This window comes from Streptomyces avicenniae, assembly GCF_000719135.1.
GTDB classification, from domain to species: Bacteria; Actinomycetota; Actinomycetes; order Streptomycetales; family Streptomycetaceae; genus Streptomyces; species Streptomyces avicenniae.
Window position 1 is genome coordinate 70,570 of sequence record NZ_JOEK01000013.1, and the last position, 19,644, is coordinate 90,213.

Sequence of the window (19,644 nt, forward strand, 5' to 3'; positions counted from 1 at the left end):
TGAGTTGTGCGGGAAGCGGGCATATTCCCGGCGGACCGTGCGCGGGTGCGGTCCCCGGGAGGCCCGTTTGCGCACCACGAATCCCCCCTCTCCACTGGGGACCAGGGCCGGTAACGGGCCCCGTGTGTCGCGGGGCCTCGCCGGCCGGCAGATCCCCGGCGCCCTGGGCGCCGTGATCCCACACCTCGTCCCGAGGGGGTTCGTCCACACGTGGCCACCAGCAACAAGCGTTCGAACGATCGCCGCATGTACGTCCTCGACACCAGCGTCCTGCTCGCCGACCCATCGGCCCTCACGCGCTTCGACGAGCACGAGGTCGTGCTGCCGGTCGTGGTCATCTCCGAGCTGGAGGCGAAACGCGCGCACCCGGAGCTGGGCTACTTCGCCCGCCAGGTGCTGCGCCGACTGGACGACTACCGCGTGCGGTACGGGCGGCTCGACATGCCGCTGCCCATCGGCGACCTCGGCGGCACCCTCAGGGTGGAGCTGAACCACTCCGACCCGACGGTCCTGCCCGCCGCCATGCTGAACGAGCGCGGACGCCTCGCGGACAACGACTCACGGATCCTCGCCGTGGCCCGCAACCTCCAGGCCGAGGGGCACGACGTCACCGTCGTCTCCAAGGACCTGCCGCTGCGGATCAAGGCGTCGTCGGTGGGCCTCGCCGCCGAGGAGTACCGCGCCGAACTGGCCGTCACCGACGCGGACGGCTGGACAGGCCTGGTCGAGGTCGCGCTGAGCGCGGAGGCGGTGGACGAGCTGTTCACCGCCGAGCAGGTCGCCGACCCCGTGACCGAGGGCCTGCCGGTGCACACCGGCCTCGTCATCTCCTCCGACCGCGGGCGCGCCCTGGGCCGCGTCACGGCGGACGGCCGGGTGCGGCTGGTGCGCGGCGACCGGGAGGCGTTCGGCATCCACGGCCGCAGCGCCGAGCAGCGGATCGCGCTCGACCTGCTGCTCGACCCCGAGGTCGGCATCGTGTCGCTCGGCGGCCGGGCCGGTACCGGCAAGTCGGCGCTGGCGCTGTGCGCGGGGCTCGAAGCGGTGCTGGAGCGCCGTCAGCACAGCAAGGTGGTCGTCTTCCGGCCGCTGTACGCGGTCGGCGGCCAGGAGCTGGGCTATCTGCCGGGCACCGAGGCCGAGAAGATGAACCCGTGGGCGCAGGCCGTCTTCGACACCCTCTCCGCCGTGACGAGCCGGGAGGTCATCGAGGAGGTCGTGGCGCGCGGCATGCTGGAGGTGCTGCCGCTCACGCACATCAGGGGCCGCTCGCTGCACGACACGTTCGTCATCGTGGACGAGGCGCAGTCCCTGGAGCGCAACGTGCTCCTCACCGTGCTGTCCCGCATCGGGCAGGACTCGCGGGTCGTCCTCACGCACGACGTCGCGCAGCGCGACAACCTGCGGGTCGGCCGGTACGACGGCGTGGTCGCCGTCGTCGAGAAGCTGAAGGGGCATCCGCTCTTCGCCCATATGACCCTCACCCGGTCGGAACGCTCCCCGATCGCCGCTCTGGTGACCGAGATGCTGGAGGACGACCGCGGCTGACCGCCGGTGCGGGGCGGGTGGGCCGGGCGACGTGACCCGGCGCACCCGCCCCGCGCGCGTTTCGCCGTCCGCGCCCCGGGTGGACCGGCGAAACCGCAGGCGGGGGGTGTGGGGGCGGGCCGGGGAGGGTTGACAAGCCCGGCGCGCGTGTGACCTTTCCCACACAGCGGTGAATTGCCACCGGACGGCGGCGTCCGGCAGTGTGTGCCTCTGTCAGGCCCCGCATACGGCAACCGGTGTCCGCGAGGACACCTCCACGACTGCGTTCCACAACTGAACAGCCGCCCGCCGTATGCCGCCCGAAGCACCACGCGGTTCCCCCTGGGGAACCCGGCCGGGTCAGTGCCTCCTGTGATCACCACCAGGGGAGGCCCGTGTCAGGGGCACGATTGCGCCCGCAGGCTTCGGCCGCGCGGACGATGTCGGAAGGAAACCGTGTGACCGGGATTTCGGTCCGGGGATTCGCAGTGGCGTCCGCCACCGCGGTGACCAGCGTCGGCGCTGCCGTCGGTGTCGCCTCGGGGGATGAGCAGGTCCGTTCGACCGAGCCGGTCGAAGTGGTCGCTGCCGACGCGACGCTGCTCGCTGAGATACCCGCTGGAGCGAATGCCCAGCTGCACACCGCGTCGCTGACCCAGCAGGCGGAGTCGCAGTCGAGCGCCGCCGAGGCCGAGGCGCGCCGCGCCGCCCAGGAGGCCGCCCGCCTCCAGGCCGCTGAGGACGCCCACGACCGCCGTGCCGCCGAGGAGGAGGCGGAGCGCGCCGCCGCGGAAGCAGCCGCCGCCGAGGAGGCGGAGCGGGAGGAACTGCGGGTCGCCGCCGCCGCGGAGAGCGCCGCGTCCGCGCCCGTGCAGTCGTCCTACTCGGTCGCTGAAGTCCAGGCTCTGGCGCGGCAGTTGGTTCCCGCCGACCAGTTCCAGTGCTTCTCGAACATCGTGGACCACGAGAGCGGCTGGAACCACACGGCCACCAACCCGTCGTCCGGCGCCTACGGTTTGATGCAGGCGCTGCCCGGCTCCAAGATGTCCTCCGCGGGCGCCGACTGGCAGACCAACCCGGCGACGCAGATCCGCTGGGGTCTGGACTACATGGACAGCCGGTACGGAAGCCCCTGCGGCGCCTGGGACTTCTGGACGGTCAACAACTGGTACTGAGCGCGGCCCGCGCCCGTATCGTTCCGGTCAAGCCCCCGTGTCAGAACTGACACGGGGGCTTCGCCGTCCCGCCCGCGGACTCCGCGCCGCAGCCGCCGCCATGTAACGTCGGACGGCAGTGAGAGCACGAGGGGGCGGAGGAGAACGGATGTCACGACTGGGCCGGTTCGGGGCCAGGATGTCCCGGCTCGGCAGGAGAGTGTCGGGGCTGCGCGGCGAGGCCGAACGTGAGCAGGAGCGCCGGGAGCGCGAGGCGGGCGACCGGGGCGAGGCCGAGGTGACAGGCGCGCGGGAACCCGCGCCCGAGCCCGCGATCGCCGCCGCGCCCTCCGCACCGTCCGCCGGTGGCGGCGTGGTCGTCGTCGGCGGCAGCGGTGAAGGGGACGGGGGTGGGGGCGGCGGCGTCCGCCCGCCGACGTCCTCGCGACCGGTCCCCAGCCGCCCACCGGCCGCCGAGGCGATCCCGTGGGGCGTACGCGTCGCGGCCGAGGCAGGCTGGCGGATGCTGGTGCTGGCGGGCGTCGTCTGGGTGCTGATGCAGGTGGTCAGCGCCGTGAGCCTGCTGGTGATCTCGTTCGCCGCCGGTCTGCTGATCACCGCGATGCTCCAGCCGTTCGTCGGCTGGCTCAAGCGGCTCGGCTTCGGCCGGGGCGCGGCGACGGCGGTGACCGCGTTCGGCGGCTTCGCCGTGATGGGCCTCATCGGCTGGTTCGTGGTCTGGCAGATCATCCAGAACACGGACAACCTCGTCGAGCAGGTCCGCGACGGCATCGAGCAGTTGCAGGACTGGGTCACCGAGCTGCCGTTCGACATCACCGAGGACAACCTCGACGAATGGGTGGACAACCTCAACGACTGGATCAGCAGCCACAGCAGCGAGTTGACGTCCGCCGGGCTCGAAGGCGTGAACTACGCCGTCGAGTTCTTCACCGGCGCGGGCATCACGCTGTTCGTCGTCCTGTTCCTGCTGTACGACGGCGCCGGGGTGTGGGGCTGGTTCCTGCGGCTGGTGCCGCGTGCCGCCCGTGAGGGTGTCGCGGGCGCGGGCCCGCGCGCGTGGATCACGCTGACGGGGTACGTGCGCGGCACGGTGCTCGTGGCGCTGATCGACGCGATCGGCATCGGCGTCGGACTGCTCGTCATCGACGTGCCGATGGCGGTGCCGCTGGCGGTCATCGTCTTCCTGTCGTCCTTCGTGCCGCTGGTCGGCGCGATCGCGTCCGGTGCGCTGGCCGTGCTGGTCGCGGTGGTGACCAACGGTGTGGTGGACGCGCTGCTGGTGCTCGGCGTCGTGCTGCTGGTGCAGCAGATCGAGGGGCACATCCTCCAGCCGTTCATCCTGGGCCGCATGGTCCGGGTGCACCCGCTGGCCGTGGTGCTCGGCGTCGCCGCCGGGTCGATGCTGGCCGGGATCCCCGGCGCGGTCGTGGCCGTGCCGCTGATCGCGGTCATCAGCACGGTCGTCGGCTATCTGCGGGCCTACCAGGACGAGTTGGACCAGCGCGCCGGGCAACAGGCGCTCGGCGGCGGGGCGACGATCGCCGAGGTGTCACCGGCGCCCGCCGCGAACCCGCCGTCCGAGCAGAGCTGACGGCGGCGTACACGCCCCACGGCCCGGGTGCCGCGTTCCGCTTTCCGCGGGGACGCGGCGCCCGGGCCGTCGCCGTGCCGGGGGAGCGGCGGGCCGGTGTCGGTCAGCCTGCCCAGCCGTGCTTCGGCGGGTGGCGGATCTCCAGCAGCCAGCCGAGGCGTTCCGAGTCGGTCTCCGTCCAGCCGTCGGGCAGGGAGATCGCCGCCCAGGCGAACACCGGGTTCGCGCCGTACCGGTGGCCGTGCGGCGCGGGCGCGCCGTAGGAGACGGCCATGTCCACGGTCGTCTGCCAGAAGCTGACGAACGGGAACCAGTCGATCGCCGAGGTGACGTCGGGCCCCAGCGGCTCGTCCAGCCAGTCGGGCCGCTGGAACAGCAGGTCGGGCGACCACCACACGACCGGGTCCGACGCGTTCTGGAGGTAGACGACGCGCGGCTCCAGCCACGGCGCGCCCTGCGGCAGCCGCAGGTCGCGGGCGGGGAACTGCGCGAACCGTACGTGCCGCCCGTCGTCGTACTGCGGGCGCCAGACGGGGCTGCCGGGGTCGCGCCGCTCGACCAGTTCGCTGTGGATCGTGCTGAAGTCGGGCGGCCCGATGAGGAGCGCGCCGTCCGTGCGCTCCAGCATGTCGTCCAGGCCGTCGAACGCGGCCTCGACCGCCGAGACGGCCAGGCTCTCGCCGAAGACCAGCAGCTCGGGCCGATCGTCGGCCGGTTCCTGCTGCCAGCGCGCGTAGACGGCGTCGAACAGGGCGCGGGTCGCCGTCCCGGCCTCGTCGCGGTCCACCACGAAGGACGCCCAGCTCGGCAGGTAGGAGTACTGGAGCGTGACGACGGCCGTGTTCCCGCCGTGCATGTACTCCAGGGCCTCGACGGTCGTCGGGTTCACCCAGCCGGTGCCCGTGGTGCCGGTGACGGCGAGGACGTCCCGGTCGAACGCGCCGGTGCGCTCCAGCTCGCGGACGGCGAGCTGCGCGCCGTCGGCGAAGTCCTCGTACGCCTTGCGGCCGACGTAGACGCGGACGGGATCGACCGCGTCCGTGCCGGTGAAGTCGGAGATCTCGTCGGCGGTCAGGGCCGTTCCGGTGAAGGTGCGGCCCTTGTTGCCGAGGTCGTCCCAGTCGATCAGCGAGTCGGGGCTGCCGGACAGCGACGGCGAGAACGGCCGCATGACGCCCGGGTCGGTGCTGCGGTCCTTGGCGGCGGCCAGGCGGCTCGCCACGCCCAGCACGCCGCGGTCCCACACGATGTCGCGCGTCCCGACGAAGACGACGGTCGTGGACAGCGCGAGGCCCAGCGCGACGGCCACCGGCCAGGGCACGAAACGGCCCAGCAGCCGCGTCAGGAGCCGTGTCCCCAGCCGGATCGAGCGGGCCACGGTCAGCAGCAGCGCCAGGACGACCAGGGAGATCAGCGCGATCATCAGCGAGTGCCACGTCAGGGTCGGCGGCAGTTCCTGGAGCCGCCGCAGCTCGCGCTGCATGTCGGCGCTGCGGCCGAGGAGGAAGGCGACGACGAGGGGCAGCAGCACGAGGTACGCGAGCCAGCAGCGGGCCCGCGCCCGCTCGTCCGGCTGCCAGGGCGAGAGCAGCCGGAACAGCCAGCTGGCCAGCCCGCCGAGGCCGTAGCCGATCGCGGCCGTGATGCCGCCGATGAGCCCCTGGTAGTACCAGGGGCGCGGGACGAGGGAGGGGGTCAGGGACAGCCAGAAGAAGAAGGTGGCGGTCAGGCAGGCCGTGAGGTCGGGCCAGCGGCGGATCAGCCAGTCGGCGTCGGGCCGTTCCCAGTACGGGTGCCGGGCGATCGCCGCCGTGCGGGCGGCCACGCGGCGCCCGGCGGCGCGCAGGCGCTCCCGCGGCCCGGGGGCGGGCGGTTCCTGCGGGGCGACCAGGACGCCGCCGGGCGGCGTGCCCGCCTCGCGGACCTGGGGTCCGCCGGGTCTGTCCGGCTCCGGCGTCGGTCGGTCGTTCACGGTACGCCCCCCGTCCACCCGCGGCCCTTTCCCAGCCTCTCCACGCTAGATGATCAGACGCAGGGGCGGTACGCGGCGTTGCCTCACCGGTGCCGATCCGTGCTGTAGGCGTGCTGTGCGCCGCTGTCCCGGCGGCCACCCGACCGGATGACGCCCAGTCAGGAGAAAGACCAGCTCAGCGCCTATGCACTCCAGCTATACACGTGGCGTATACCTCATGTGTATAGTGCTGCGCATGTCCATCAGTCACACGCTCCTCGGCCTCCTCGAAGCAGGCCCGCGGCACGGGTACGACCTCAAGCGCGCCTTCGACTCCCACTTCGGCCAGGACCGCGCCCTGCACTACGGGCAGGTCTACTCGACGATGTCGCGCCTGCTGAAGAACGGGCTGGTCGAGGTGGACGCCGTCGAGCCCGGCGGCGGCCCCGAGCGCAAGCGCTACGCCATCACGGACGCGGGCGTCACCGACGTCGCCGCGTGGCTCGCCCGCCCGGAGAAGCCGGAGCCGTACCTCCAGAGCCTCCTGTACACCAAGGTCGTCCTCGCGCTCCTCACCCACCGCGACGCCGACGCCCTGCTCGACGTGCAGCGCGCCGAACACCTGCGCCTCATGCGGGAGCTGACCGTGCGCAAGACGGGCGGCGACCTGGCCGACCAGCTCATCTGCGACCACGCCCTCTTCCATCTCGAAGCCGACCTCCGCTGGCTCGAACTCACCGCAGCCCGCCTCGACCGGCTCGCATCGGAGATACGCCCATGAACCCCCCGCACGCCGCCCCCGCGCTCCTGACCGCGACGGACGTCCACAAGACCTACGGCTCTACGCCCGCGCTCGACGGCGCCGGCTTCACGATCAGGGCGGGCGAGATCGTCGCCGTCATGGGCCCCTCCGGCTCCGGCAAGTCCACGCTGCTGCACTGCCTGTCCGGCATCGTCCCGCCCGACAGCGGCACGATCCACTACGCCGGGCACGACCTCGGCGCGCTCTCCGACGCCGAGCGCAGCGCCCTGCGCCGCACCGACTTCGGCTTCGTCTTCCAGTTCGGCCAGCTCGTGCCGGAACTGACCTGCACGGAGAACGTCGCCCTGCCCCTGCGGCTGACCGGCGTCCCGCGCAAGGAGGCGGAACGGCGCGCCACCGAGTGGCTGACCCGCCTGGAGGTCCAGGACGTCCGCCACCACAGGCCTGGCCAGATCTCCGGCGGCCAGGGCCAGCGCGTCGCCGTGGCCCGCGCGCTGGTCAACGACCCGCGCGTCCTGTTCGCCGACGAGCCGACCGGCGCCCTCGACTCCCTGAACGGCGAGCGCGTCATGCAACTGCTCGTCGCCGCGGCCCAGGAGACCGGCACCGCCGTCGTCCTGGTGACGCACGAGTCGCGCGTCGCCGCGTACTCGCACCGCGAGGTCGTCGTCCGCGACGGGCGCGCCAGGGACATGGCGGGCGCCGCGTGAGCGCGGGCCTCGCGGGACGCGACCGCGCCGACACCCGCCCGGGCGGCGCGCACGGCCCCCAGGGCCCGCGCGGCGGCGGCTCCACGAGCTGGCGGCGCGACCTCGGGATCGGCGCGCGGTTCGCCCTGGCGAGCGGCAGGTCCGGCCGGGTCAGGACGGTCCTGACCGCCGTCGGGGTCGGCCTCGGCGTCGCGGTCCTGCTGCTGGCCGCGTCCGTGCCCGCGATGCTCACCGCGCGCACCGACCGGAGCGACGCGCGGCAGATCGTCTGGAACGACGGCCCCACGCCCGGCCAGGACGCCTTCCGCTTCACCGGCGCGGACACGACCTACCGCGGTCAGGACATCGGCGGCTACTGGGTCCAGCCCGAGGCGGGCGCCGACACCACCGCGCCGCCGCCCCCGGGCACCGACCGCTGGCCCGCCCCCGGCGAACTGTTCGTCTCCCCGGCCCTCGACCGCCTCCTCGACTCGGACGACGGCGCGCTGCTCGCCGAGCGCCTGAGCGGCGAACGCGTCGGCAGCATCGGGCAGGAAGGGCTCGTCGGCTCGGGCGAGCTGTACTTCTACGCGGGCACGGACGACCTCCCCGCCGACAGCCCCCGGAGCGTCGCGTGGGGGGTGAGCACGCGGGGCGAGGCCATCGGGCCGACGCTGACCCTGCTCATCCTCATCGTCTGCGTCGTCCTGCTGATGCCGGTCGCCGTGTTCATCGGCACGGCGGTGCGCTTCGGCGGCGAACGCCGCGACCGGCGGCTCGCCGCCCTGCGCCTCGTCGGCGCCGACACGGCGATGACGCGCCGGGTGGCCGCGGGCGAGGCGCTGACCGGCGCCGTGCTCGGCCTGCTCTTCGGCGTCGCCCTCTTCTTCCTCGGCCGTCAGTTCCTGGGCGGCATCACCTTCCGGGGCGAGAGCGGATACCCGTCCGACATCGTGCCCTCACCGGCGCTCGCGCTGGTGATCGCCCTGGCCGTGCCCGTGTCGGCCGTCGTCGTGACCCTCCTCGCGCTGCGCGGCGTCGTGATCGAGCCGCTGGGCGTCGTACGGGAGGCCGCGGGACGCCCGCGGCGGCTCGGCTGGCGGCTGGTGCCCGGCGTGCTCGGCCTGCTGCTGCTCGCGCCGCTGGCCGTCACCTACCAGGCGGCGGACGACCTGACCCTCGTCCAGGCCGCGGTCGGTGTCGTGGCGCTGCTCGTCGGCGTGACCGTCGTCCTGCCCTGGCTCGTCGAACGGGTCGTCGCCCGGCTGCACCGCGGCCCGGTCTCCTGGCAGTTGGCGGTGCGCCGCCTCCAGCTGAGCAGCGGCCCGGCGGCGCGGGCGGTCAGCGGGATCACCGTCGCGGTCGCGGGCGCCACCGCGCTGTCCATGCTGCTGTCCGGCGTCGAGGACGAGCAGACGTTCGACACGGGCCAGGATCCGAGCCGGGCTCAGTACGAGGTCGTCGCGTACGGCCTCGACACCGCCGCCTCGCGGCGGCTCGTGTCGGACGTCGGCGGGCAGCCAGGCGTGGACGCGACGCTCGGCTCGGTCAACGCGTGGGGTGTCGAGACCGACGCCGGGATGTTCGACTTCCAGATCGCGGACTGCGCCGCCCTGCGGGAAGTGGTGGAGACCGACTCGTGCGAGCCGGGGGACGTCTTCCTCACCGAGACGGGCCGTCCGGGTGGGGGGCCCGAGCATCCCGATCCCGGCCAGGAGCTGCACTTCACCGGCGAGCAGGGGAGCTGGACCGTCCCGGCGGACGCGCGGGTCGTGCCGCCGCGCCTCGACCCGAGCGGCGTGGAGAGCTCCGGCGTCTTCGCCACGCCCGAGGCGCTCGACCAGGGCACGCTGCCCGACGTGATCACCCGCGTCCTCGTGCGCGTCGATCCGGGCGAGCCGGACGCCGTCGAACGGATCAGGAACGTGGCGTGGGGCTACGGCTTCGACACCGCCATCTGGAACATGCAGTCCCAGCGGACGTCCGAGGAGTTCCAGCGCATCGAGCGCGGCCTGCTCGTCGGGGCGACCGGCATCATGCTGATCATCGGCCTGAGCATGGTCGTCTCCACCGTCGAGCAACTGCGGGAGCGCAAGCGCCTGTTGTCCGTCCTCGTCGCCTTCGGCACGCGCCGCCGCACGCTGGGCGTCTCGGTGCTGTGGCAGTCGGCCGTGCCTGTGGTGCTCGGCCTCGCGCTCGCCTCCCTCGTGGGCACCGTGCTCGGCGGGCTGCTGCTCGCGATGGTGGACGTGCCGGTGGGCAGTTGGTTCGTCTTCTGGCCCATGGCGATGGCGGGCGCGGGGGTCATCGCCATGGTGACGTTCGCGAGCCTGCCGCCGCTGTGGCGGCTGATGCGGGCGGACGGCCTGCGCACGGAGTGACACGCCGTCCCGCCCCGGCCGGGCCCCCGCGGATCCGGCCGGGGCGGGGACGACGGGCGCCCGCCCTTCAGCGGGCGTCCGCGGGCTGCGGCGCGGCGGCCGTGCGCAGCCACACGTCGAGCGACCGCCGCAGCCGCCGCGCGTCGGCGCGCACCATCGCGACCTCGTGCCACGTCATCGCCTGGTCGTGCATCGCGAGCAGGCGCTCGTACTCGCTGCGCAGCCGCTGCAAGGCGCGCAGCCTGACGGGGTCGTGCGGAGAGGCGATGTGTCCGAGGTCGTCGCCCAGGGCCACCAGGTCGCGCCACACCGCGAGCGCCGCGACATCGGCCCGCTCCTGCTCCTCGCGCGCCTGGCCCACGGGCAGGCGGGTGAGCCGCCGCCGCCACTTGGCCGTGGCGCGTATGCGGCGCCTGCGGCGCGTGGCGTTGGCGGCGATCAGCGGTCCCAGCCACAGCAGGGCTATGCCCAGCGCCACGAGGAGGTAGATCCGCAACTGCCCCGTGTCGCCCACCGCGTCGGGCAGTCCGCCGCCGCCACCACCGCCGTCGTCCACCTCGGAGAGCAGTTCCTCCAGCGCGCCCGAGATGGGCGGCGACGCGCCGAACGTCCACTGCGTCGCCTCCACGAAGGACGCCTGGCCCGTCGCCGAGGTGTTCGACAAGTACCCGCCCACCTCGGAGCTGAGGGTCCACACCACCACATCGGTGCCCGGCTCGTCGCTGCCGTCGCTCTCCGGGACGAACAGCCGCGCCAGATCCCCCGAGTCGGCGTCGGGCAGGGTGCCGCCGAGACGCAGCTCCAGCACCTCCTCCGGCATGAACGCCGCCCGCGCCGACGGGCACGCCTCCCGCAGGCGCTCCCGCAGCGCGTCCACCTCCGCCGCAGTCGTCTCGCCGTCCGACACGCCTGGATGGACGTACACGGGGTCGTCCACGAGCGCCTGCCGCGCCAGTTCGACCGGGTCGGGCCCGAGCAGCGCCGCCAGCAGCGCCATCCGCTGGGGCAGCACCTCGGGCGGCACGTCCCCGGCGCCTATGCCGCCGACCGTGCTCTCCACGTCGTCCACGCCGAACGGCGCCTCGCCCCCGGTGGCCCCCGCCACCGAGAACTCCTCGCTCTCCCAACGCAGCAGCACCGCCGTCCCGTCCGCGGGCAGCTCACCGAACAGCGCGTCCTGCGTGTCCGCGTCGGAACCGCCCAGGGCCGTCACGACCGCCACCCGCACCGGCGTCTCGACGTCGGCGTACACCTCCCGGAGCCACTCAGCCGTGACGTCGGGGAACACGTCGGTCACCGCCGGGTCCACGAAGAACGGCGCGTCGTCCGAGAGCGCGAACACGTCGGGCGACAGGTCGCCGTCCAGGGCGTCGGGCAGGCTCAGGAGGAAGTTCCCCGAGCCCGAGCCGAGGTGGTCGTTGTACTCCTCGTAGACCTGCTCGTACGTCACGTCCCCGCCCAGCACGGCCCGTTGGTGCGCCGTGGTGGGGTAGTCGGAGGTCGGGTCGTCCGTCTCGCTGTAGACGAGGTAGACCCCGGGCTCGCCCACAGCGGCGGCGAACTGCTGCGCCGCCGCGTCGTCCTCGCCCAGTTCCTCGGTGACCATGGCGACACGTATGGACGTCTCCGCGCGCGCGTACCGCGCCCTGACGAGGTCGAGCAGCGTCTCGGGCGCGCCCTCGAACCCCTCGGCCACCCACACCCCTGACCCGTCGGCCAGCGCCTCCGCCGCCTCGTCGAGCTGACCCACCGCGTGCGCCGGGGGAGCGGTCAGCAGACCGAACGCCAGCACCGGGGCGAGCAACGCGGCCAGCAGCCCCGCGGCACGCCCCCCTGTCCGCCTCCCCATCGCGAACCCCCCTCACCCGTCGCCGATCGCTGTGGAATCCTAAGCCGCGCCACTGACAGCGGAACCCGCCCCGCGCGAGATCACCGCCGACGTGCCGACAGACGACAGCCACGCACGTTCGACGCCGCTCACCGGGACGGTGACACAAGCGGGTTCGGGGGACACCACCATGGTCGCGACCGGCGACGTACTCGATGGCCGCTACCGGCTCGTCCGCAAGCTCGGCGAGGGCGGCATGGGCCAGGTCTGGCACGCGCACGACGAGCGGCTGCGGCGCGACGTCGCCGTCAAGACGGCCACGGACGGCGGCGCGACCGACGACCTCGTCGCCCGCCTGGAGCGCGAGGCCCTCGCCATCGCCCGCCTCGCGCACCCCCACATCGTCACCGTCCACGACCTGTTCACCGGCGCCCTCGACGGGCGTCCGACCGTCTTCCTCGTCATGGAGATGGTCCCCGGCCGCTCCCTCGACCGGCACCTCGCCCAGGACCCGCCGCCCCTGCCGACCGCCCTGGAGTGGGCCGCCCAGATAGCCGACGCGCTCTCCGCCGCGCACGCGCCCGGCGTCGGCATCGTGCACCGTGACCTGAAACCGGCCAATGTCATGGTGATCCACAACCGGGTCAAACTGCTCGATTTCGGCATCGCGCGGTTCGCCGAAGGGCTCAGCGACCGCCACCGCAGCTCCCTGACCGCCACCGGCGCCGCGATCGGCACCCCCGACTACATGGCGCCTGAGCAGTGCCTCGGCGACCCGGTGGACGCGCGCACCGACCTCTACGCGCTGGGCTGCGTCCTCTACCTGATGCTCACCGGCCGCACGGTCTTCCCGCCGGGCGGCACCGTGATGCAGGTCCTCTACCGCCAGGTGCACCAGGCGCCGCAGCCCCTCCACGAGGTACGCGACGGCATCCCCGCCGACGTCGAGGCCCTGGTGCTCCGGCTGCTGGCCAAGGACCCCGGCGAACGCCCGGCCCACGCCACGACCGTCCGCGACCACCTGCGCGAGCTGGCCGCACGCCACGGCGCGGGCCCGTCCCACGACACCCCGACGCGCGACCTGCTGCACGACGGGCCCACCCCGGCGCCCGACCCCCGTACACCCTCCGCCGACGCCCCTCCCACCGGCCCGCCCGAGGACGCCCGCCCCACCTCCGCCCGCACGCGCGACCCGCGCACCGCGCCCCCCGTCACCCCGCAGCCCACGCCCGACACCGGCGCCCACCCCCGGACGCCGCGCACAGGACCGTCCGCCTCCGGGGCACAGGACCCGCGCCCGCTGCGCCGCAGCCCCCTCCGCCACGCCCCCGGCGAGGCCACCACCCTGCGCGACCGCATCACCGCCGCGGAGGCCGCCGAGTCCCCCGCCGAGTGGGTCGCGCTCATCCCCGACCTGGCCCGCTACTTCGGCCCCGACGGCTGGCCGACGGAACGCGCCTGCGTACGCCTCGGGCAGCTCGACCCCACCGGCACGGCCCGCGCCGTCGCCGAGCAGCTGCGCCGCGAGCACGGGGCCGGACGCACCCGTCGCGCCCGCAAGGCCCTGAAGGGGAAGCGCATCACTCTCGGCTGAACCCCTCCCGGTAGATTCGTGCCCATGAGTGGTAGCAACGAATTCCGCATCGAGCACGACTCCATGGGCGAGGTGCGGGTCCCGGCGGACGCGAAGTGGCGTGCGCAGACCCAGCGGGCCGTGGAGAACTTCCCCATCTCCGGTCAGGGCATCGAGCGCGCGCACATCGCCGCCCTCGCCCGGATCAAGGCCGCCGCGGCGACCGTCAACGCCGAGCTGGGCGTCATCGACAAGGACATGGCCGAGGCCATCGCCGCCGCCGCCGGTGAGGTCGCCGAGGGCGGCTGGGACGCGCACTTCCCGGTCGATGTCTTCCAGACCGGCTCGGGCACCTCCTCGAACATGAACACCAACGAGGTGCTGGCCAGCCTCGCCACCGAGCGCCTCGGCCGCCCGGTCCACCCCAACGACCACGTCAACGCCAGCCAGTCGTCCAACGACGTCTTCCCCTCCTCCATCCACATCGCCGCCACCGGCTCCGTCACCGGCGAGCTGATCCCCGCCCTGGCGCATCTCGCCGAGGCGCTGGAGCGCAAGGGCGCCGAGTTCGCCGGGATCGTGAAGTCGGGCCGCACGCACCTGATGGACGCGACGCCCGTCACCCTGGGCCAGGAGTTCGACGGTTACGCGGCCCAGATCCGCTACGGCATCGAGCGGCTGAACGCCTCCCTGCCGCGCCTCGCCGAACTGCCCCTCGGCGGCACCGCCGTCGGCACCGGCATCAACACCCCGCCCGGCTTCTCCGCGGCCGTCATCGCCGAGGTCGCCCGCGTCACCGGCCTGCCGCTGACCGAGGCCCGCGACCACTTCGAGGCCCAGGGCGCGCGCGACGGCCTGGTGGAGACGTCGGGCCAGCTGCGGACCATCGCCGTCTCGCTCACCAAGATCTGCAACGACCTGCGCTGGATGTCCTCGGGCCCGCGCACCGGCCTCGCCGAGATCGCCCTGCCCGACCTCCAGCCGGGCTCCTCGATCATGCCCGGCAAGGTCAACCCGGTCATCCCCGAGGCCGTCCTCATGGTCGCCGCGCAGGTCATCGGCAACGACGTGACCGTCACCACGGCGGGCGCCGCGGGCAACTTCGAACTGAACGTCATGCTGCCGGTCATCGCGAAGAACCTGCTGGAGTCGATCCGCCTGCTGGGCAACGCCTCCCGCCTCCTCGCCGACCGCACGGTGGACGGCATCACCGCGGACGCCGAGCGCGCCCGCGAGTACGCCGAGTCCTCCCCGTCCGTCGTCACGCCCCTCAACCGTTACATCGGGTACGAGGAGGCCGCGAAGGTCGCCAAGCGCGCCCTGAAGGAGCGCAAGACCATCCGCGAGGCCGTCCTCGACGGCGGGTACGTCGAGCGCGGCGACCTCACCCTCGAACAGCTGGACGAGGCGTTGGACGTCCTCAGCATGACGCGCCCCTGACGTACTTCTCGGCCGGATGCGCCCGCTGTCCGTGTCGTCACCCATACCATGTGTAGATGACAAGGGGAACTGACGGGAACGGCGGTGCGCATCCGTGGCGACCCGGTGACCACATCCTGTGGCGCTACCGCGCCAACGGCGCGGGCGGCACCGCCGGGCAGTTCCACATCTGCCGTCCCGTGACCGTCGTCCAGGACACCCCCGACCTGCTCGCCGTGTGGCTCGCACCCGGCACCGAGTGCATAAAGCCCCAGCTGGCCGACGGCACGCCGATCCACCTGGAGCCGCTGGCCACGCGCTACACCAAGCCCCGCACGACCGTGCGCTCCCGCTGGTTCGGCGCCGGGGTCCTCAAGCTGGCCGGACCGGACGAGCCGTGGTCCGTCTGGCTCTTCTGGGACCGCGGCTGGCGCTTCAAGAACTGGTACCTGAACCTGGAGGAGCCGCGGACCCGCTGGCCGGGCGGCATCGACTCCGAGGACCACTTCCTCGACATCGCCGTGTACCCCGACCGCAGCTGGGAGTGGCGCGACGAGGACGAGTTCGCGCAGGCCAGGAGAGCCGGGCTGCTGGACGCCACGCAGGCCGCCAGGATCGGCGCGGCGGCCCGCGAGGCCGCCAGGCTCGTCAGCGACTGGGGCCCGCCGTTCTCCGGGAACTGGCCCGCCTGGCGCCCCGATCCACGCTGGCGCACCCCCGCGCTGCCCGACGACTGGCACCACACGGGGCCCACGCTCGCGAGCCGTCCACAGGCCCGGCGGATGCCCGATCATCCCCGAGCCTCTTGATACCACCCCCCGCGCCGACCGTAGGATCGGTCCCCACGACCGCACAACTGCACAACACCCCCATCACGCACCCCAGTTTCCGCAGTGCCAGCCTGGATGGACATCCCCTCGTGACGGACCCGACCTCACCGCAGCCCGTGGCTCGCACGGCGGACGTGACCACGTTCGCCGAGAGCCGGGTGCTGCCGCACGCGCGCTCCGAGTCCGCCCCCGCGGAACATCCGCCCGTCCGGCCCCTGGCCGGTGAGGGCCTCGGCGGCGGCATGCCGGAGACCGACCGGCTGCGCTTCGTGGGGTCGGCCACGCGCCGCATCGCACGCGGCATGGACCTCGACGAGATCGTGCTCGGACTGTGCCGGTCGTCCGTCCCCACCTTCTGCGACGTCATCCTCGTCTACCTGCGGCACCCGCTGCCCGTCGGCGACGAGCAGCCGGTCACCCCCTGGGTGCTCAAGCTGCGCCGCAGCGACCGCATCCCCGACCAGCTGAGCTTCGGGGGCAGCCGTCCCGCCGAGAGCACGCAGGGCCTGCCGCTGCTCGGCGAGCCGGTGCCGCAGGTCGAGGTGCGGGGCAACGGGCCGCTGGCCGAGGTGCTGCGCGGCGTCCGGCCCGTCTTCACGGACTCGCAGGTGCCGCGCGCCGCCATGCGGGAGCTGACCGGCGCCACGGACCTGCCGGAGGGCCGCCGCGTCCTCGTCGCCCCGCTGCGCGGCAGGCGCCGGGTGATCGGCGCGGCCGTCTTCCTGCGCACACCCGACCGCGACGCGTTCGAGCAGGAGGACCTCCAGGTCGCGGCCCAGCTCGCCACCCACTCCGCGCTCGGCGTGGACAAGGCGGTGCTCTACGGCCGCGAGGCGTCGATCGCCGACGAACTCCAGCGCACGATGCTCCCCGACGACCTGCCGGAGCCCACCGGCGTACGGCTCGCCAGCCGCTACCTGCCCGCCGCGCAGTCCGCGCGCGTCGGCGGCGACTGGTACGACACGATCCCCCTGCCGGGCAGCCGCGTCGCCCTCGTCGTCGGCGACGTGATGGGCCACTCGACCACGTCGGCCGCCATCATGGGCCAGCTCCGCACGACCGTGCAGACCCTGGCCGGGCTCGACCTGCCGCCGCAGGAGGTCCTGCACCACCTCGACGAGCAGGCCCAGCGGCTCGGCACCGACCGGATGGCGACCTGCCTGTACGCCGTCTACGACCCGGTCGCGCACCGCATCAAGGCGGCCAACGCGGGCCATCCCCCGCCCGTCCTCCTCCACGTGGACGGCTCCACCGAGCTGGTGCAGATGCCGCCCAACGCGCCGATCGGCGTCGGCGGCGTGGACTTCGAGACCGTCGAGTTCGACGCCCCGGCGGGCGCCACGCTCGTCCTCTACACGGACGGCCTCGTCGAGTCCCGCACGCGTGACGTGTGGACCGGCGTGGAGCAGCTGCGCGAGAAGCTCACCGAGATCTCCCGGCTGACCCGCCCGGACGCCGCGCTGCCCCTCGAACCGATGTGCGACGAGATCCTCGACATCGTCGGCCCCGGCGACCGCGACGACGACATCGCCCTGCTGGCCGCCCGCTTCGAGGGCATCGCGCCCGAGGCGACCGCCGTCCTCGAACTCGACCCGCGCGCCCAGTCGGTCCGCGAGGCGCGCCGCCTGGTCCGCGAGAGCCTGGCCCGCTGGGACCTGCTGGACATCGAGGACACGGTGGAGCTGCTGGTCAGCGAGGTCGTCACCAACGCCGTCCGCTACGCGGAGCGGCCCGTCACCGTCCGGCTGCTGCGTACCGACGTGCTGCGCTGCGAGGTCGGCGACGACGTGCCCCAGCTGCCGCGGCTGCGCCAGGCGGGCCCGGCCGACGAGGGCGGCCGTGGCCTCTACCTGGTGCAGCGGCTGGCGCGGAACTGGGGCGCGACGCGGCTGAGCACGGGCAAGGTCGTCTGGTTCGAGATGGCGACGCCCTCGGCGGCCTGAGCCCCGGGCCAGGACGTTCCCGGCCCGGACGCTCCGGAGGCCCGGCTCAGGTGCCGGCGAGGAGCGCGTCCGGGTCGAGGGTCGCCTCGCCCCGCGTCCACCCGCAGGGCGTCAGCCCGTCGCTCTGGAGCGCGTCGAGGATGCGCAGCACCTCCTCGGGGTTCCGCCCGACCGAGCCGTCCGTGACCATGCTGAAGCGGATCTCGTCCTGCGGATCGACGAGGAAGACGGCGCGCATCGGCAGCCCGTCCTGGCCCAGGATGCCCAGCGCGGCGGACAGTTCGCGCCGCACGTCCGACATCATGGGGAACGGCAGGTTCCGCAGGTCGGGGTGCTCGCGGCGCCAGGCGTGGTGGACGTACTCGGAGTCGAGCGACACGCCGAGGACCTGCGCGCCGCGATCGGTGAACTCCTGCTCCAGGCGGCCGAAGGCGGCGATCTCGGTCGGGCAGACGAAGGTGAAGTCCATGGGCCAGGCGAAGACGGCCTTCCACGCGCCCGCATAGGTCTTCTCGGTGATCCTGGCGAACTCCGCGCCGCTCTCCAGGGAGACGCAGGCGGGGAGGTCGAACGGGGGGAACGGGTCGCCGACGGTCAGCACGGCGGGGCCTCCTTCAGGAGCGGTCCACGACAGATGTCGTCGCTTACCGTGCCACAGTCGTCACGTTTCGCCGTGCTCCGCGTCGCGCGTGCCGTCCGCGTCGCGCGGTCCTGGCCCCGCGGCCGGGGGAGTTCCCCCGGCCGCGCCCCCCTCCGGCGCGGCCGGGCGGCGCGGACGGCCCCGCCTGGCGGTGGGGCCCGCGTCGGACGGCAGGCGTCCTGCGGCCAGAAGGGCCTGCCGCAGGACGTAGTCGATCTGCGCGTTGGTGCTGCGCAGCTCCGCCGCCGCCCACCGCGCGAGCGCGTCGTGGACGGCGGGGTCGAGCCGGAGCAGGACCTGCTTGCGCGGTGGGGTCACTGGTACAGCGTCCCGGTGTTCAGCACGGGCTGGGGGGAGCGGTCGCCGCACAGGACGACGAGCAGGTTCGAGACCATGGCCGCCCTGCGCTCGTCGTCCAGCGAGATGTCGTCCATCTCCGAGATGCGCGAGACGGCGTCCTCCACCATGCCGCACGCGCCCTCCACGATGGTCTTCCTGGCCGCGACGACGGCGCCCGCCTGCTGCCGCTGGAGCATCGCGGAGGCGATCTCGGGGGCGTAGGCGAGGTGCGTGAAGCGTGACTCGATGATGCGCACGCCCGCCGCGGCGACGCGCGCGGTCAGCTCGACGGCCAGCTTGTCGGTGATCTCCTCGGCGTTCCCGCGCAGGGACAGCTCGTCCTCGCCGTGCGCGTCGTAGGGGTAGTCGAGGGCGATGTGCCGCACGGCCGACTCGGTCTGCACGCTGACGAACTCGATGAAGTCGTCCACCTCGAACGACGCCTGCGCCGTGTCCTCGACCTGCCAGACGACGACGGCGGCCAGTTCGATCGGATTTCCGTACGCGTCGTTGACCTTGAGGACGGCGGTCTCGTGGTTGCGCACGCGGGTGGAGATCTTGCCACGGGTCGTCAGCGGGTTGACCCAGCGCAGGCCGTCCTTGCGGATGGTGCCCGTGTAGCGGCCGAAGAACTGGACGACCCTGGCCTCGCCGGGCGCGACCATGTTCAGCCCGGTCATGAGGACGATGCTGACGACGGTGGCGACGAGACCGGCGGCCAGTAGGGCGGCTCCCGCGGGCCCTGACCCGTCGTCGATCAGGGAGACGCCGACGGCGGCGCCGCCGAGACCGGCGAGGACGCCGACGAAGGTGAGGAGGAGGGCGAGGCCGCCCGGCACGCTGTGCGCGGGGAACTCGCGTACGCCGGGCTCGGGCATCGCCGGTACGTCGGCGGCCCGCGGCCCGCGTCCGCCTGAGGTGGTGTGTCGCGGAGGTGTCGTGTCGGTCATGAGGTCCCCGTTCCGAGCGGTCGGCGCGCGTCGTCGCGGCGCCAG

The 19,644-nt window shown here is 73.5% G+C and carries 15 protein-coding genes; 10 read left to right on the plus strand and 5 right to left on the minus strand.

Translation table 11 applies throughout. The features are described from left to right. The first annotated feature begins 246 nt into the window (after positions 1 to 246). From IF27_RS22420 to IF27_RS22430, 3 genes are all read left to right on the plus strand, one after another. Positions 247 to 1,548 (plus strand): PhoH family protein, encoded by a 1,302-nt coding sequence (locus IF27_RS22420; RefSeq protein ID WP_052851510.1) that lies wholly within the window; start codon positions 247 to 249, stop codon positions 1,546 to 1,548. A gap of 437 nt (positions 1,549 to 1,985) precedes the next feature. Then, a complete protein-coding gene (locus tag IF27_RS22425; RefSeq protein ID WP_052851511.1) occupies positions 1,986 to 2,702 on the plus strand; it encodes a lytic transglycosylase domain-containing protein in 717 nt (238 codons plus the stop codon). Between the two features lie 148 nt (positions 2,703 to 2,850). Then, positions 2,851 to 4,293 (plus strand): AI-2E family transporter, encoded by a 1,443-nt coding sequence (locus tag IF27_RS22430; RefSeq protein ID WP_052851512.1) that lies wholly within the window; start codon positions 2,851 to 2,853, stop codon positions 4,291 to 4,293. Between the two features lie 103 nt (positions 4,294 to 4,396). Here the strand turns inward: IF27_RS22430 and IF27_RS22435 are convergent, their stop codons facing one another. After that, positions 4,397 to 6,265 carry an alpha/beta hydrolase gene (locus tag IF27_RS22435; RefSeq protein WP_420822042.1) on the minus strand — a complete coding sequence of 623 codons (1,869 nt, stop codon included), beginning with the start codon at positions 6,263 to 6,265 and terminating at the stop codon, positions 4,397 to 4,399. 235 nt (positions 6,266 to 6,500) lie between these two features. On the opposite strand from IF27_RS22435, the gene IF27_RS22440 reads away from it, so the two are divergent. The 3 genes from IF27_RS22440 to IF27_RS22450 are packed head-to-tail and all read left to right on the plus strand — an operon-like array spanning position 6,501 to position 10,077. Beyond that, positions 6,501 to 7,025 carry a PadR family transcriptional regulator gene (locus IF27_RS22440; protein ID WP_052851631.1) on the plus strand — a complete coding sequence of 175 codons (525 nt, stop codon included), beginning with the start codon at positions 6,501 to 6,503 and terminating at the stop codon, positions 7,023 to 7,025. Continuing rightward, a complete protein-coding gene (locus IF27_RS22445; RefSeq protein WP_052851513.1) occupies positions 7,022 to 7,717 on the plus strand; it encodes an ABC transporter ATP-binding protein in 696 nt (231 codons plus the stop codon). Before IF27_RS22440 ends, IF27_RS22445 begins: the two co-directional genes overlap by 4 nt. Then, positions 7,714 to 10,077, plus strand: a complete 2,364-nt coding sequence (locus tag IF27_RS22450; protein WP_052851514.1) for an ABC transporter permease — start codon at positions 7,714 to 7,716, stop codon at positions 10,075 to 10,077. Before IF27_RS22445 ends, IF27_RS22450 begins: the two co-directional genes overlap by 4 nt. 67 nt (positions 10,078 to 10,144) lie before the next feature. Here the strand turns inward: IF27_RS22450 and IF27_RS22455 are convergent, their stop codons facing one another. Then, a complete protein-coding gene (locus IF27_RS22455; RefSeq protein ID WP_052851515.1) occupies positions 10,145 to 11,926 on the minus strand; it encodes a hypothetical protein in 1,782 nt (593 codons plus the stop codon). Positions 11,927 to 12,095: 169 nt separating this feature from the next. Between IF27_RS22455 and IF27_RS22460 the strand changes: the two genes are divergently transcribed. The 4 genes from IF27_RS22460 (at position 12,096) to IF27_RS22475 (ending at position 17,670) form a co-directional block, all read left to right on the plus strand. Then, positions 12,096 to 13,499: a serine/threonine-protein kinase gene (locus tag IF27_RS22460; RefSeq protein WP_052851516.1), complete on the plus strand. Its 1,404-nt coding sequence runs from the start codon at positions 12,096 to 12,098 to the stop codon at positions 13,497 to 13,499. 24 nt (positions 13,500 to 13,523) lie between these two features. Then, positions 13,524 to 14,918, plus strand: coding sequence for a class II fumarate hydratase (locus tag IF27_RS22465; RefSeq protein WP_052851517.1), 1,395 nt, complete (start codon positions 13,524 to 13,526; stop codon positions 14,916 to 14,918). A 56-nt stretch (positions 14,919 to 14,974) separates the two neighbouring features. Further along, the gene (gene fomD / locus IF27_RS22470) at positions 14,975 to 15,706 is read left to right on the plus strand and encodes a cytidylyl-2-hydroxypropylphosphonate hydrolase (RefSeq protein ID WP_052851518.1); all 732 of its coding nucleotides are present in this window, start codon (positions 14,975 to 14,977) and stop codon (positions 15,704 to 15,706) included. 110 nt (positions 15,707 to 15,816) lie between these two features. Then, entirely contained in the window at positions 15,817 to 17,670 is a 1,854-nt protein-coding gene (locus IF27_RS22475; RefSeq protein WP_052851519.1) for a SpoIIE family protein phosphatase, read from the plus strand. A 46-nt stretch (positions 17,671 to 17,716) separates the two neighbouring features. Here the strand turns inward: IF27_RS22475 and IF27_RS22480 are convergent, their stop codons facing one another. The 3 genes from IF27_RS22480 to IF27_RS22490 are packed head-to-tail and all read right to left on the minus strand — an operon-like array spanning position 17,717 to position 19,599. Beyond that, entirely contained in the window at positions 17,717 to 18,271 is a 555-nt protein-coding gene (locus IF27_RS22480) for a peroxiredoxin (RefSeq protein WP_052851520.1), read from the minus strand. 60 nt (positions 18,272 to 18,331) lie between these two features. Further along, on the minus strand, positions 18,332 to 18,679 hold the full coding sequence (locus IF27_RS22485) for a type II toxin-antitoxin system antitoxin (RefSeq protein ID WP_190233074.1): 348 nt from the start codon (positions 18,677 to 18,679) through the stop codon (positions 18,332 to 18,334). After that, on the minus strand, positions 18,625 to 19,599 hold the full coding sequence (locus IF27_RS22490; protein WP_052851522.1) for an SPFH domain-containing protein: 975 nt from the start codon (positions 19,597 to 19,599) through the stop codon (positions 18,625 to 18,627). The genes IF27_RS22485 and IF27_RS22490 overlap by 55 nt, the downstream gene beginning before the upstream one ends. Positions 19,600 to 19,644 lie beyond the last annotated feature (45 nt).